Here is a 14,257-nt window from a genome sequence, read left to right as displayed (position 1 = left end):
TCTGGTTAACTGTGATTCACCATCAATATTGACGCTTTTATCACTAGGTTAATCGTTTAATCTGCCATCATGATATTGCTGTTCTCCTCGGGCCGGAGAGCGATATGAATTCAGACATCTTTTTGCCACCTCAGTTGACGTGGGCTACCGGCGCGCTAGCCGGCGGGCCGCTTATCCGCAAAACGACTCGTCTTGCGGATCTTCCTGGGATCTTCGCAGACGGCGAGGCGTGGAAGTGCGGCAATCCTCAAAAAAGTGTGTATGACGTAGACGTACTGGGCTCGCCCGTAGGGGAAGGGGCACTCTTCGTTGGGGTAACTCACCTGCGTGCGGGTAACGTGGGCGATGAGTTCTTTATGACTCGCGGTCATTTTCATCAGCGCCGCGAACAGGGCGAGGTCTATTTTGGCCTGCGCGGATGTGGCTTGTTGCTGCTGCAAACGGAGGCGGGCGACGCGCGGCTTGAGCAGGTGACGGCTGGCTCCGTGCATATTATTCCTCCTTTTACAGCGCATCGTTTGATTAACACTGGCAACGAGACGCTATCCTCCCTTGCCGTCTGGCCGAGCATTGCGGGACACGACTATGCGGCGCTGGCAGAGGGCTTCACCCTGCGGATCTTTGCCTCTGGGGAAGGTTACGAGGTGCGCCATGGCTAACTATGGCCTTGATATGACCATCACCCGTCAGCCGCTCGGTTTTTGCTACGGAGAGGATGTTACCGGGCCGATGCCGGAGATCAGAACGCTGGATCAGATCCGCCCGTCGCTGCGCAATCCGGACTGCGAAGGGCCTGAACAGGTATATGCCATCGCGATGGACGTGGCGCGTCTGGCGGACAGGCCGGAGCTCGAAAAACGCATGCTGCTTTTTGGTGTGGTCACCTACGCGGCAGGCACGCTTGGCGATGAGCCGGTCCGCAGCCAGGGACATGTTCACCGTATTAGCCAGCACAGCGGATGGTCGCCCCCTGAGCTGTACGAAATCTGGCAGGGTAAAGCGATTATCTACATGCAGGAGTATGTGGACGACGATCCGGGACGTTGTTTTGCGGTACTCGCGGGGCCGGGTGAAAAGGTACTGGTCCCTCCCGGATGGGGCCATGCGACGATTTCGGCCTCGCCCAATGAGCCGCTGACGTTTGGTGCGTGGTGCGATCGGGAATATGGCTTTGAGTATGAGGCCGTTCGTGCGCGAAAAGGTCTGGCCTGGTATCCCTTAGTTCAGGGTAATCATATTGTCTGGCAGCATAACAGTCACTACAGACCAGGGCGCTTGCAGATGATTACGCCGAGAAGTTATCCGGAATTTGGCATTACTGATGCGCCTGTTTATCAGCAGTTTATTGATGACCCCGCACGGTTCCAGTTTATTTCGCGTCCGGATAAAGTCGCAGAACTGTGGAATAACTTCCATCCATAAAGAAGCCGGGGCATTGCCCCGGTTTTCTTATCCTGCAAACAAACCGGACGCCACGCCAAGCGCTGCCAGTATAAGCAGCAATATCATGGCTTTTACCGGCGACACGCCGCGTTTTGCCATCAGATACCAGGTCCCCAGCACCACCGCCAGCGGAAGCAGCTGCGGGAAAATACCGTCCAGCATCTGCTGAACGTGAATGTTAACCCCGTCCCGGGTGATGAACTCCAGCCCGGTGCCGAGCTTCACGTAGCTGGCCGCCACGCCGCCCATGACAAATACGCCCAGTAGCGAGAGCGCTTCCCGTAGCCGGGTAGATTTGCTGCTGACCAGCATCTCCACGGAGCCTGATCCCATCTGGTAGCCTTTGAGAAACAGGAACCAGGAGCCAGGGATAATGATGGCCAGCCAGGCAACGGTATAAAACAGTGGACCGAGGATATTTCCGCCTGCCGCCAGCGCCATCCCAATGCTAAGCAGGATCGGGATCAGCATGCCGGGGATCATCGAATCGCCGATCCCGGCAATTGGCCCCATCAAGCCTACCTTCAGGGTATTTATGGTTTCACCGTCAATCGGCTCGCCGTTGGCTTTTTTCTCCTCCAGCCCCAGCGCCATACCGTTAACGATCGCGCCAATCTGTGGCTCCGTGTTGTAGAACGACGCGTGACGGCGCAGCATCTCGGTACGTTGTACCGGGTCGGGATAGAGCTTTTTTGCGACCGGCAGCATGCTCAGGCAAAAGCCGAAGGATTCAAGGCGTTCAAAGCTCATTGAGGAGAGGTTGTGCATCATCCACGCTCGCCAGCAGCGGCGCAGATCCTTGCGGGTGAGTTTACGTTCTTCCATCAGAATTCATCCTCGTCGTCAGGGACAGGTGCTGAAGCCACGGCCTGCGGTGCCTCGGGTTTATAGTTGTAATGAATCAGTGCCAGCAGGGCGCCCACGATCACCAGCGCGACCATATTGAGTTTCAGGAAAACGATGCAGACGAAGCCCACCAGAAAGTAGATAAGCATGGTATAGCTTTTGATGATCTGCTTAAGCAGGATGGCAATACCGACGGCGGGCAAGATGCCGCCCAGCACATTCATGGTGGAGAGGACGATGTGCGGCAGGCTGTCCATAAACCCGCTAATGTACTGTGCGCCAAAAAAGACGGCGATAAAGGTAGGCACAAAGCGCAGCACAAAATTCATCGCCTGCGGCCAGATGGCGCTGTTGAGGTAGATCCCGTGCTCGTCGCCGTTCTCCAGCGCCACATCCGCACGATGGTTCCAGAAGGAGTTCAGCACCATCATCGCATTGAAGAGAATGGTTCCGGCGATCCCAATAGTCGCCGCCAGCGCGACGGCAACCTCAGGTCCTTTGCCGGAAAGTATTCCCAGCGCAATGGCCGGATAAGCCACAAAGTTTAAATCTGCTGGCATCGAGCCGCCGGGTGTCACCATTGCGATATACACCGCCTGCACCGCTACGCCAATCATAATCCCGGTTTTGATATCGCCCAGGATCAGGCCAACCAGCATCCCGGAAATGAGCGGTCGGGAGATGAGATACCAGCCGCCCGTCAGCCCTAAAAGCCACGGACTACTGAGTGCGCCCAGATAACACAGCAGGCCAATTAAAGCCGCTTCGATAATCATGATCTGCTCCTTATTTCAGCTTTTGTCTGGCATCCTGCCAGGTATAAAAACTGGCATCAGGAACCAGGCGGAATTCAATCGCGTGTCCCTGCCCGGTCAGCCACTCGAACGCCGCCGCTTCATCCTGGGTTACCGATTGATTCGGGCCGATGGTGATCGTGTTAGCCCGGGCGCTCATCGGGCCCACGTTAATTTTTCCATTGCTGTTTTTCAGGCTAATGCCCGCCTGCTCAATGCGCTGTAGCGTGAGTGGAGATTTGCCAATCACGAAATAGCGCTTTTCGCTGGCAATCACTTTTGGCAGTTTTTCGATCGCGGTTGCCGTATCGAACAGCCACACTTTAGTATCTGATACGGCTCCTTTCATGACCGACGATAACAGCGGATCGGCCGCAACGGCATCGTCAATGGCAACGATGCCGTCGCAGGGCAGCTCCCTGGCCCAGCGTGTAATGAGCTGCCCGTGGATCACGCGATCGTCAATGCGTACAAAAGAAATACTCATATGCGGCTCCTTAAAAATCGTCTGTCTGTGCAGTATCTGCCGGTTTCGCCTGTACCAGCGTCGGCAGAGTAAGTTCGATAAGCTGCCCGGCAGCCTGATGAACATCGCGAGCCATCATCACCTCATCGGTTTGCAGCAGCATCGGGAAGTTGACTCCAGCCACCACGGCGACCGGCGGCTGCGTATGTGGGTTAAACGCGGCCTCACAGGCCACGTTCCACGGCGTGCCGCTTTGCATGTCGCACAGCACCAGCACGCCGTCAGCGTTGACGCTTGCCGCTTCCAGTGTGGAGATGAAATCCTGCCGGAAGCCCTCTATTCCCGCCTGTTCGGTCAGACAAATGGCGTGTACGCCGGGGAGCTCGCCGTATACCATCCGGCCGCTCTCCAGCAGCGCGGCGGCTAACGGCCCATGAGTGGCGACAATAAAATGAATCATCGTTAGCTCCTTACCCAGGCTTTGATAGTCGCGAGGGGGTGTCCGGAAGCACGGGCTGAAGGTGAAATGCGATAGTCACCTACGCTTGCCGGAATGATGAAGGTTTCGGCGTAATGGACGGTAAACGGCTCAAATGCACCGGTTGGGCTGTCGACAATTGCTTCGTCGCCCTCTACCAGATTCAGCACGTTCACGCCGCCGCCGGTGTGGTGCAAAACGGGTTCGCTAAACCAGTGGCGGCGGGTTTCGATAAATTCACGCTCGTGCAGGCCAGTACGCTCTTCACGCCAGCCGTTTCCTTCCGCGACAGGTTCGAACTGATTCACCAGATGCTGATGAACCCACTGCGCGTCGCGCTGCCAGTCGATCACCTTTTCACCGTGCTCCAGGTGTACCGGGCGCGGCAGCCCGTCTAGGCCCAGGCGGCCCCAGTCCCACAGTTTGAAGGTGAAAATATACGGCGTAGCGCTGATCTCCAGCACCATGGTTCCCGCGCCGGAGCAGTGCACCGTCCCAGCCGGGATCAGGAAATGATCGTGCTTTTTTGCCGGGATCTGATTAACGAAGCGGTCGTCATCAAACGGTTTTTCACCGCGACCCGCGCGCCTGAGATCGTCCATCATGGCCTCAGGGTCTGTGCCGGTTTTGGTCCCCAGATAGACGACGGCACCCGGCTCCGCTTCCAGAATGTAATAACTCTCATCCTGGGTATAGTGCATCCCAAACTGTTGCTGGATGTACTCGGTAATGGGGTGGACCTGGAAGCTCAGATTCTGGCCACCCATGGTGTCGAGGAAGTCAAAACGGATCGGGAATTCCGCGCCGAAACGTGCGTGAACTTTCTCGCCCAGCAGAGCACGGGGCTCAAGCAAAACCAGATCCTGAGAGGGGATCTCGATCCGCACTGCGCCAAAACGCAGTAACAGGCTGTTCTCCTCGGGCACGCAGTCAAAACACCACGCGTAATTGGGTGCAGAGGGATCGAGATCGAATTGCTGTTTCATCCACTGGCCGCCCCAGACGCCAGGATCGAAAAAGGGCGCCACGCGGAAAGGCTGGGTGGTAGTTTGCTTCAGCCCGGCTCGCAGGGCCTCGCCGCTGACCATCGCGGGCTGGTTCGTCTGGGTTGTATCCAGTAAAAAATCGGTGCGCCTGAGCAGCGGTGTTTTGTGGCGATCGAAGACGCGCCATTCGACAAAAAAGGCGCGCTTGTAGCGACGAAGCATATCTTCCTGCTGATTATCTGCGCCCCAGTTCCCAGTCTCACCCCGGCGCATACGCTGCTGGATCTCCCAGCGCGGCAGATCGGCATACACCAGCACATCACCCGGATGGACAAGCGTCGCACCGGGTCCGTAGATCACAATCAGCCCCCCGGAACACTGGTTCACCTGAACCTGCAACGCCTCCAGACGCGCGGGATCGAAAAACTCTCCAAGCTGGTGGCAGGAGAGAACGCCAAAGACGCGATCGTCTGTGAGGTTGCGTGCCAGCATCTCATGAATGGCACACTCATCCCGTCGCGCCTGTTCAGCATTGATCGCCAGCGTCGGGCGTAGACGCGGCAGCACGTTCTCTTCAAGCTCGGTCATGCGCACGCCCGGATAGCAGTCAATCACCAGCACCGTGCGGCTGCGCTGTTGGGTTTTTGACTCAAGAACGCGGGTTATTGCTTCCCAGCCTTGCCAGGCGCTGTCATCAAAACCCTGTATCGCCACCGTGGGGAATTTGTCGTAGGTTGTCATTGTATCCTCCGTAATCGTTATTTAAGGTTATTCGATTAACCGTATTTGAGAAGAGTGGTTAACGCGATTAACCCGCCATAAATGCGAATCGAATCCAGAACAACAGCGGTAATGTGAAGAGTCTCACAGGGAAAAATGCAAAAAACAGGTTATTCGATTAACCTGTAGTGATGATGAAGGAGACAACATGACGGGAATTACACTGGCCGATGTCGCGAAACGCGCCGGCGTGTCAACGGCGACGGTCTCGATGGTGCTCTGCAACAAAGGCCGCATTTCGCAAAGCACGCGCGAACGTGTGCTTAAGGCGCTGGATGAATCCGGCTATGTCTATAACCAGACGGCAGCCAATTTACGTAACCGCAGCAGTAACCAGGTCGGGCTGCTCTTGCACGATATCACCAACCCTTTTTATAGCGAGATGACGGCAGGGCTAAGTCATGAAATGGAGCGCCACGAGCTGATGCTTTTTCTGGCGAATAGCGAGGAATCGGCAGAGCGACAGCAAAAATTTGTTGATTCACTGATGCGTAATAACGTCGGCGGTATGGTGCTGTGTGCGGCTCGGGAAACGCCCCAGGCCTTTTTTGAGGGTCTGAAGCGGCGCAATATTCCGGCTATCATGGTTGTGCGCCCGCTGAACGATCCGGATTTTGATTTTGTCGGAACGGATAACTTCTTAGGCACGCAGATGGCGACGGAGCATCTGCTCAGAATGGGCCATCGGCACATTGCGTTCATTGGAGGGAGTCAGAATTCGGGCTCTCGGGCGCAGCGTATCGGGGGCTTTACCAGCAAGCTGCTGGAATACGGCGTGACGCCGAATCCTGCCTGGATCAGAACCTCTCACGCCAGCCAAAGCGACGGCGCGCGCGTGGCAGAGGCGTTACTTCTCGAGCATCCACACATCAGTGCGGCAATTTGCTATCAGGATGTTGTGGCGCTGGGGGTGATGCAAAGCTTACGCAAGATGGGCCGTGAGCCGGGATGTGATTTTGCGCTGGTCGGTTTCGATGATATTACCGAAGCGGCTCTGGTGCAGCCCGCATTGACCACCGTATCGGTGGCGGCGAAAGAGATTGGTCGTAAGGCAGGGGAGTTACTTTACAGCCGCATACAGGGCAACGACGAACCCGCCAAACGAATCATTCTGCCGCCTGCGCTGGTGGTGCGGGAATCATGTGGTTTTCGCTGACGATCATGTCTTTCACTGATATCTCACCCTGTTTATCATTAAATTCTAATTATCGGCGTTTTCTGTGGCAGCCTGTGCAAAGGCTGGTTAATCTGAAAACGATTTACATCATTTTAACGTAAGAGAATAACTATGCATGATGCACAGATCCGCGTCGCCATTGCGGGCGCGGGCGGACGTATGGGCCGTCAGCTGATTCAGGCGGCACTACAGATGGATGGCGTGGCGCTTGGCGCGGCGCTGGAGCGTGAAGGTTCATCGCTTTTGGGAGCCGATGCAGGCGAGCTGGCAGGCGCAGGTCAGACGGGCGTTACCGTGCAGAGCAGCCTTGAGGCGGTGAAAGAAGACTTTGACGTGTTTATCGATTTTACCCGCCCTGAAGGCACGTTGGCTCACCTGGCGTTTTGCCGTCAGCACGGTAAAGGGATGGTGATTGGCACCACCGGTTTTGACGAGGTCGGTAAGCAAGCCATTCAGGATGCGTCCACTGAGATTGCGATTGTCTTTGCGGCAAACTTTAGCGTGGGGGTAAACGTCATGCTGAAACTGCTGGAGAAGGCGGCGAAGGTGATGGGCGAATACACCGACATTGAAATCGTCGAAGCGCACCATCGCCACAAAGTCGATGCTCCGTCAGGCACGGCGCTGGCAATGGGCGAAGCGATTGCGTGTGCAATGGATAAAGATTTGAAAGACATCGCGGTCTATTCTCGCGAAGGCCACACTGGCGAGCGCGTGCCTGGCACCATTGGGTTTGCCACCGTTCGCGCGGGTGATATCGTCGGTGAACATACCGCTATGTTCGCCGATATTGGCGAAAGGATCGAAATCACTCATAAAGCATCCAGCCGCATGACATTTGCAAACGGGGCGGTACGTTCGGCATTGTGGCTGAAAGGTAAGCGTAATGGTCTTTTTGATATGCGAGATGTCCTCGAACTCAACAATTTGTAAGCATTATTACCCTTCGTGATGTGGTTATTGCAGTCGTAATTAATTGATTGCATAGGGCAATATTTTATTGCCCTTTTATTTTGTCTGTTTGGGGTGTTTATTGTGTCTAACTGATTTAAAGTAAGTGTTTTCTCGATAATTTCTGTTGTTGAACTGTAAATTTTGACCATTTGGTCCACTTTTTATTCCTGCAAGACGTTTCTTTCTATTAAACTGCATACGCAAGCGGTTTCCACAGTGATTTAGTTGATCTTTTTGCCGCTTAATCTGAGTTCAGACCTCCAGGCTTGCAAAAGAATATACAAAACTCCCGTTTTAAGTTGACTTTTACATGGCAAATCCCCAGAATGCCGCCGTTTGCCAAAAATCCGCTGGCAACACATTTGCATTGATCCATGACATGGTTATGAATTAATATGCAAATAAAGTGAGTGAATATTCTCTGGAGGGTGTTTTGATTAAGTCAGCGCTATTGGTTCTGGAAGACGGAACCCAGTTTATCGGTCGGGCCATAGGGGCAACGGGTTCGGCGGTTGGGGAAGTCGTTTTCAATACTTCAATGACCGGTTATCAAGAAATCCTCACTGATCCTTCCTATTCTCGCCAAATCGTTACTCTTACTTATCCTCATATCGGCAATGTCGGCACCAATGCGGCTGACGAAGAATCCTCTCAGGTACATGCGCAAGGCCTGGTCATTCGCGACCTGCCGCTGATTGCCAGCAACTTCCGCAACACCGAAGACCTCTCTTCTTACCTGAAGCGCCACAACATTGTGGCGATTGCCGATATCGATACCCGTAAGCTGACGCGTCTGCTGCGCGAGAAGGGTGCACAAAACGGTTGTATCATCGCAGGGGATAACCTCGATGCGACGCTGGCGCTGGAAAAAGCGAAAGCCTTCCCGGGACTGAACGGTATGGACCTGGCGAAAGAAGTGACCACCGCTGAAGCCTACAGCTGGACGCAGGGAAGCTGGACGCTGGAAGGCGACCTGCCGGAAGCGAAACCGGAAAGCGAGCTGCCGTTCCACGTGGTGGCCTACGATTTTGGCGCCAAGCGCAACATCCTGCGTATGCTGGTTGACCGTGGCTGCCGCCTGACGGTGGTTCCGGCGAAAACCTCTGCTGAAGATGTTCTGAAGATGAACCCGGACGGCATCTTCCTCTCTAACGGTCCTGGCGACCCGGCGCCGTGCGACTACGCTATCGACGCCATCAAGTCCTTCCTTGAAACCGATATCCCGGTATTCGGCATCTGTCTCGGCCATCAGCTGCTGGCGCTGGCGAGCGGAGCGAACACCGTCAAGATGAAGTTTGGCCACCACGGTGGTAACCACCCGGTGAAAGATATCGACAACAACACGGTGATGATCACCGCGCAGAACCACGGCTTCGCTGTGGATGAAGCGACGATGCCAGCTAACCTGCGCGTGACGCATAAGTCACTGTTCGATGGTACCTTGCAGGGTATCCATCGCACCGATAAGCCTGCGTTCAGCTTCCAGGGCCACCCTGAAGCCAGCCCGGGCCCACACGATGCCGCGCCGCTGTTCGATCACTTCATCGAACTTATCGAGCAATACCGTAAGACCGCTAAATAATCAGGAGCTGAGAAGACCATGCCAAAACGTACAGACATAAAAAGCATCCTGATCCTTGGCGCTGGCCCGATTGTCATCGGCCAGGCCTGCGAATTCGACTACTCCGGCGCGCAGGCGTGTAAAGCCCTGCGTGAAGAGGGTTACCGTGTCATCCTGGTAAACTCTAACCCGGCCACCATCATGACCGACCCGGAAATGGCGGATGCGACCTACATCGAGCCGATTCACTGGGAAGTGGTACGCAAAATTATCGAGAAAGAGCGTCCGGACGCGGTGCTGCCGACCATGGGCGGCCAGACGGCGCTGAACTGTGCGCTGGAGCTGGAGCGTCAGGGCGTGCTGGAAGAGTTCGGCGTGACCATGATCGGTGCGACCGCCGACGCGATTGATAAAGCAGAAGACCGTCGCCGCTTCGACGTGGCAATGAAAAAAATTGGCCTTGATACCGCACGTTCCGGTATCGCGCACAATATGGAAGAAGCGCTGGCCGTTGCGGCTGAAGTGGGTTATCCGTGCATCATCCGTCCTTCCTTCACCATGGGCGGCACCGGCGGCGGTATTGCCTACAACCGCGAAGAGTTTGAAGAAATTTGCGAGCGCGGCCTGGATCTCTCCCCAACCAAAGAGTTGCTGATTGATGAATCGCTGATTGGCTGGAAAGAGTACGAGATGGAAGTGGTGCGTGATAAAAACGACAACTGCATCATCGTCTGCTCCATCGAAAACTTCGACGCGATGGGGATCCACACCGGCGACTCCATCACCGTTGCGCCAGCTCAGACGCTGACCGACAAAGAGTACCAAATCATGCGTAACGCCTCGATGGCGGTACTACGTGAAATCGGCGTGGAAACCGGCGGCTCTAACGTGCAGTTCTCGGTGAACCCGAAAACCGGCCGTCTGATTGTTATCGAAATGAACCCGCGCGTGTCCCGTTCCTCCGCACTGGCCTCCAAAGCCACCGGCTTCCCGATTGCGAAAGTGGCGGCGAAACTGGCGGTGGGTTACACCCTTGACGAGCTGATGAACGATATCACCGGCGGCCGCACGCCAGCGTCCTTCGAACCGTCCATCGACTACGTTGTGACCAAAATTCCACGCTTTAACTTCGAGAAATTCGTCGGTGCCAACGACCGTCTGACTACCCAGATGAAATCCGTTGGTGAAGTCATGGCGATTGGCCGCACGCAGCAGGAATCCCTGCAAAAAGCACTGCGCGGCCTGGAAGTGGGCGCGACCGGCTTTGACCCGAAAGTCAGCCTGGACGACCCGGAAGCGCTGACCAAAATCCGCCGCGAGCTGAAAGACGCGGGCGCAGAGCGTATCTGGTACATCGCCGATGCCTTCCGCGCGGGCCTGTCCGTCGACGGCGTATTTAACCTGACTAACATTGACCGCTGGTTCCTGGTGCAGATTGAAGAGCTGGTGCGCCTGGAAGAGAAAGTGGCGGAGCTGGGCATCAACGGCCTGGACGCAGACTTCCTGCGCATGCTGAAGCGTAAAGGCTTCGCCGATGCGCGTCTGGCTAAGCTGGCGGGCGTGCGTGAAGCGGAAATCCGCAAGCTGCGCGACCAGTACGACCTGCACCCGGTCTACAAGCGCGTGGACACCTGTGCGGCTGAATTCTCGACCGATACCGCATACATGTACTCCACCTATGAAGAGGAGTGCGAAGCGAACCCGTCCGTCGACCGCGACAAGATTATGGTGCTGGGCGGCGGTCCAAACCGTATCGGCCAGGGCATCGAGTTTGACTACTGCTGCGTACACGCCTCACTGGCGCTGCGCGAAGACGGTTACGAGACCATTATGGTCAACTGTAACCCGGAAACCGTCTCGACCGACTACGACACTTCCGACCGCCTCTACTTCGAGCCGGTCACCCTGGAAGACGTGCTGGAAATCGTGCGCATCGAGAAGCCAAAAGGCGTGATCGTGCAGTATGGCGGCCAGACTCCGCTGAAGCTGGCGCGCGCGCTGGAAGCAGCAGGTGTGCCGGTTATCGGCACCAGCCCGGATGCGATTGACCGTGCGGAAGACCGCGAGCGTTTCCAGCAGGCGGTTGACCGTCTCAAACTGAAACAGCCGGCGAACGCCACCGTGACCGCAATTGAAATGGCCGTTGAGAAAGCGAAAGAGATCGGCTACCCGCTGGTGGTGCGTCCATCCTACGTACTGGGCGGCCGCGCGATGGAAATCGTCTACGACGAAGCGGACCTGCGTCGCTACTTCCAGACGGCGGTGAGCGTTTCCAACGATGCGCCAGTGCTGCTCGACCGCTTCCTCGACGACGCGGTTGAAGTCGACGTGGATGCCGTCTGCGACGGCGAAAGGGTGCTGATTGGCGGCATCATGGAGCACATCGAGCAGGCGGGCGTGCACTCCGGTGACTCCGCCTGTTCTCTGCCAGCGTACACCCTGAGCCAGGAGATTCAGGACGTGATGCGCCAGCAGGTGCAGAAGCTGGCCTTCGAACTCCAGGTCCGCGGCCTGATGAACGTTCAGTTCGCGGTAAAAGACAACGAAGTCTATCTGATTGAAGTCAACCCGCGTGCGGCGCGTACCGTACCGTTCGTCTCCAAAGCGACCGGTATTCCGCTGGCGAAAGTGGCGGCGCGCGTGATGGCTGGCCAGACGCTGGCTCAGCAGGGCGTCACGAAAGAAATTATCCCGCCTTACTACTCGGTGAAAGAGGTGGTACTGCCGTTCAACAAATTCCCGGGCGTTGACCCGCTGTTAGGGCCAGAGATGCGCTCTACCGGGGAAGTGATGGGCGTTGGCCGTACCTTCGCAGAAGCGTTTGCGAAAGCGCAGCTGGGCAGTAGCTCCACCATGAGAAAATCTGGCCGTGCGCTGCTCTCCGTTCGCGAAGGCGATAAAGAGCGCGTGGTTGACCTGGCTGCCAAGCTGCTGAAACAGGGCTTCGAGCTGGACGCCACTCACGGTACGGCGATTGTGTTGGGTGAAGCGGGTATCAACCCGCGTCTGGTGAACAAAGTGCATGAAGGTCGTCCGCACATTCAGGACCGCATTAAGAATGGCGAGTACACCTACATCATTAACACCACCGCAGGTCGCCAGGCGATTGAAGACTCCAAACTGATTCGCCGCAGCGCGCTCCAGTACAAAGTGCATTACGACACCACCCTGAACGGCGGTTTCGCGACGGCCATGGCGCTGAATGCGGATGCCACCGAGAAGGTGATTTCGGTGCAGGAAATGCACGCTCAGATTAGCAAGTAACACACATTGCCCGGTGCCATCCGGTTACCGGGCAATTTTCCCATCTTAAGAACCTTCTGGTTTTTCATCCGCTTTCAGTCAGTTAGCCTAAAATAGTTAGGTCGATAACGAAAATTCAACTGAGAGCAAGGGAAAACACCATGCAAAATAAACTACTGATCGCTTCCGTTCTGGCTGCCACCGCAATGTTCACCGTGGTGGGCTGTTCGTCCAATCAGGCCGTAAAAACCACCGATGGCAAAACGATTGTTACTGACGGGAAACCGCAGGTGGATGACGATACCGGTCTGGTATCGTACAAAAACGCCGAAACCGGTCAAACTGAACAGATTAACCGTGACCAGGTTAAATCAATGGGCGAGCTGGATAACTAAAAAAAAGCAGTGGCACATGCCACTGCTTTTTTGCTTCAGGATGATCGATTACCAGCGATGGTTTAACAAAATATGACCGCCGTAGGCGGCATAGCTGTTTTCACCCCACTCGCCGCTGGCACGCAGGGAGATCGTCGTGGTTTCGTTCAGGTTGCCGGTTAAGCCCAACTCTAACTGACCACGATCTTCCGGCGTATCGTTGCTGACGGTCTCGTCGTTGAATGCCAGATCGTTTTGACCAGCACCTTTCAACCAGTTAACCGCAACGTACGGCTGCCAGGCCTTGACGTCCTTCTGCTGGAAGTAGCTAGCTTTAACGCCGAGACGACCAAAGACGCTGTCATTGTCCAGGGTAGTGACGCGTACGCCGTCGCGATCGGTATGATTTTCCTGATCGAGATAGCTGTAGATCACCTGCGCCTGCGGCTCGATCTTCCAGGTGCGTTCATTTTCAGACTGGATTATCCACGCGTGGCCGACTTCAACAGACGCGGCGAAACCTTCACTATCGTAGTCTTCATCGTTGCGATTGCTGGTGACGTTGTTGTTGTACCAGCTGTAAGCGGCCCAGGTATCAACGTAGCTGCCCAGACGTAATTTCTGATCTTCCTGCCAGGTGGCGTACAGCCCAACATTGAAGCCATCAACCTTACCCTGTGCGTCACGTACGTTGTGCTTCGCATCAGAGTGGGTCTTCGCCTGGCCTGCACCGAACATCCCGCCAGCACGCAGGATACCGTTATCCATTGGCTTGCTCATGAAATCGCTGCCGACTTGCAGTACGGTGGTGGTGGTGTCGTAGCTGACTTTATCGCCACCCGCATCGTTCTCGTGATAGCGACCCTTAACGTACATCCAGGTGTTCAGGTCGTCTTCATTGCGGAAGGTGATCTGGTCGCGATCGTCACGCTTATGCAGGAACATGCTCTGTGCGGCAAGGTAGTTACCTAAGTAAGCACCCACTTCAGGTGCCATGACTTCCGGAGCATTGTTACCGCCGTTGTCAGTGTTGCCGCCGTTATCGGTGCTGCCGCCGTTATCGGTGTTGCCGCCGTTGTCGGTGTTGCCGCCGTTATCGGTGTTACCGCCGTTGTCGGTATTGCCGCCGTTGTCGGTGTTGCCGCCGTTGTCGGT

13 protein-coding genes are annotated in these 14,257 nt (G+C 55.8%); 7 read left to right on the top strand and 6 right to left on the bottom strand.

The window, feature by feature from the left end; translation table 11 throughout:
• The first annotated feature begins 104 nt into the window (after window positions 1-104).
• Window positions 105-659 (top strand): glucose-6-phosphate isomerase family protein, encoded by a 555-nt coding sequence (locus tag SK54_RS20000; protein WP_017383813.1) that lies wholly within the window; start codon window positions 105-107, stop codon window positions 657-659.
• Complete coding sequence (locus tag SK54_RS19995) at window positions 652-1,422, top strand: glucose-6-phosphate isomerase family protein (RefSeq protein ID WP_015572636.1); 771 nt, start codon at window positions 652-654, stop codon at window positions 1,420-1,422. The genes SK54_RS20000 and SK54_RS19995 overlap by 8 nt, the downstream gene beginning before the upstream one ends.
• A gap of 27 nt (window positions 1,423-1,449) precedes the next feature.
• Here SK54_RS19995 and SK54_RS19990 read toward each other — a convergent pair whose 3' ends face one another.
• The 5 genes from SK54_RS19990 to SK54_RS19970 are packed head-to-tail and all read right to left on the bottom strand — an operon-like array spanning window position 1,450 to window position 5,754.
• The gene (locus SK54_RS19990; RefSeq protein WP_015572637.1) at window positions 1,450-2,268 is read right to left on the bottom strand and encodes a PTS system mannose/fructose/sorbose family transporter subunit IID; all 819 of its coding nucleotides are present in this window, start codon (window positions 2,266-2,268) and stop codon (window positions 1,450-1,452) included.
• A complete protein-coding gene (locus SK54_RS19985) occupies window positions 2,268-3,065 on the bottom strand; it encodes a PTS mannose/fructose/sorbose/N-acetylgalactosamine transporter subunit IIC (protein WP_032620888.1) in 798 nt (265 codons plus the stop codon). The genes SK54_RS19990 and SK54_RS19985 overlap by 1 nt, the downstream gene beginning before the upstream one ends.
• A gap of 10 nt (window positions 3,066-3,075) precedes the next feature.
• Window positions 3,076-3,570 (bottom strand): PTS sugar transporter subunit IIB, encoded by a 495-nt coding sequence (locus tag SK54_RS19980; protein ID WP_015572639.1) that lies wholly within the window; start codon window positions 3,568-3,570, stop codon window positions 3,076-3,078.
• A gap of 10 nt (window positions 3,571-3,580) precedes the next feature.
• On the bottom strand, window positions 3,581-4,009 hold the full coding sequence (locus SK54_RS19975; protein ID WP_017383812.1) for a PTS sugar transporter subunit IIA: 429 nt from the start codon (window positions 4,007-4,009) through the stop codon (window positions 3,581-3,583).
• Window positions 4,010-4,011: 2 nt separating this feature from the next.
• Window positions 4,012-5,754: a class I mannose-6-phosphate isomerase gene (locus tag SK54_RS19970; RefSeq protein ID WP_017383811.1), complete on the bottom strand. Its 1,743-nt coding sequence runs from the start codon at window positions 5,752-5,754 to the stop codon at window positions 4,012-4,014.
• A 187-nt stretch (window positions 5,755-5,941) separates the two neighbouring features.
• On the opposite strand from SK54_RS19970, the gene SK54_RS19965 reads away from it, so the two are divergent.
• The 5 genes from SK54_RS19965 (at window position 5,942) to SK54_RS19945 (ending at window position 13,123) form a co-directional block, all read left to right on the top strand.
• The gene (locus SK54_RS19965; protein WP_017694536.1) at window positions 5,942-6,949 is read left to right on the top strand and encodes a LacI family DNA-binding transcriptional regulator; all 1,008 of its coding nucleotides are present in this window, start codon (window positions 5,942-5,944) and stop codon (window positions 6,947-6,949) included.
• 132 nt (window positions 6,950-7,081) lie between these two features.
• Window positions 7,082-7,903, top strand: a complete 822-nt coding sequence (gene dapB, locus SK54_RS19960; RefSeq protein WP_015572643.1) for a 4-hydroxy-tetrahydrodipicolinate reductase — start codon at window positions 7,082-7,084, stop codon at window positions 7,901-7,903.
• 454 nt (window positions 7,904-8,357) lie between these two features.
• On the top strand, window positions 8,358-9,506 hold the full coding sequence (gene carA / locus SK54_RS19955; protein WP_023295905.1) for a glutamine-hydrolyzing carbamoyl-phosphate synthase small subunit: 1,149 nt from the start codon (window positions 8,358-8,360) through the stop codon (window positions 9,504-9,506).
• An 18-nt stretch (window positions 9,507-9,524) separates the two neighbouring features.
• Window positions 9,525-12,749 carry a carbamoyl-phosphate synthase large subunit gene (gene carB / locus SK54_RS19950; protein WP_045333725.1) on the top strand — a complete coding sequence of 1,075 codons (3,225 nt, stop codon included), beginning with the start codon at window positions 9,525-9,527 and terminating at the stop codon, window positions 12,747-12,749.
• A 140-nt stretch (window positions 12,750-12,889) separates the two neighbouring features.
• Window positions 12,890-13,123 (top strand): YgdI/YgdR family lipoprotein, encoded by a 234-nt coding sequence (locus SK54_RS19945; protein ID WP_015572646.1) that lies wholly within the window; start codon window positions 12,890-12,892, stop codon window positions 13,121-13,123.
• A gap of 48 nt (window positions 13,124-13,171) precedes the next feature.
• Here SK54_RS19945 and SK54_RS22780 read toward each other — a convergent pair.
• On the bottom strand, window positions 13,172-14,257 hold a 1,086-nt coding region (locus tag SK54_RS22780; protein ID WP_048247981.1), incomplete at its 5' end, for an autotransporter family protein.

This window comes from Enterobacter sp. MGH120, from assembly GCF_001037725.1.
GTDB lineage: Bacteria > Pseudomonadota > Gammaproteobacteria > Enterobacterales > Enterobacteriaceae > Enterobacter > Enterobacter hormaechei_C.
This window is presented reverse-complemented; position numbering and strand designations above follow the sequence as displayed.

Excerpts from the sequence above, each read along its gene's own strand:
- SK54_RS20000 (WP_017383813.1), top strand. The coding sequence starts at position 105 with ATGAATTCAGACATCTTTTTGCCACCTCAGTTGACGTGGGCTACCGGC.
- SK54_RS19995 (WP_015572636.1), top strand. The coding sequence starts at position 652 with ATGGCTAACTATGGCCTTGATATGACCATCACCCGTCAGCCGCTCGGT.
- SK54_RS19990 (WP_015572637.1), bottom strand. The coding sequence starts at position 2,268 with ATGGAAGAACGTAAACTCACCCGCAAGGATCTGCGCCGCTGCTGGCGA.
- SK54_RS19985 (WP_032620888.1), bottom strand. The coding sequence starts at position 3,065 with ATGATTATCGAAGCGGCTTTAATTGGCCTGCTGTGTTATCTGGGCGCA.
- SK54_RS19980 (WP_015572639.1), bottom strand. The coding sequence starts at position 3,570 with ATGAGTATTTCTTTTGTACGCATTGACGATCGCGTGATCCACGGGCAG.
- SK54_RS19975 (WP_017383812.1), bottom strand. The coding sequence starts at position 4,009 with ATGATTCATTTTATTGTCGCCACTCATGGGCCGTTAGCCGCCGCGCTG.
- SK54_RS19970 (WP_017383811.1), bottom strand. The coding sequence starts at position 5,754 with ATGACAACCTACGACAAATTCCCCACGGTGGCGATACAGGGTTTTGAT.
- SK54_RS19965 (WP_017694536.1), top strand. The coding sequence starts at position 5,942 with ATGACGGGAATTACACTGGCCGATGTCGCGAAACGCGCCGGCGTGTCA.
- dapB (WP_015572643.1), top strand. The coding sequence starts at position 7,082 with ATGCATGATGCACAGATCCGCGTCGCCATTGCGGGCGCGGGCGGACGT.
- carB (WP_045333725.1), top strand. The coding sequence starts at position 9,525 with ATGCCAAAACGTACAGACATAAAAAGCATCCTGATCCTTGGCGCTGGC.
- SK54_RS19945 (WP_015572646.1), top strand. The coding sequence starts at position 12,890 with ATGCAAAATAAACTACTGATCGCTTCCGTTCTGGCTGCCACCGCAATG.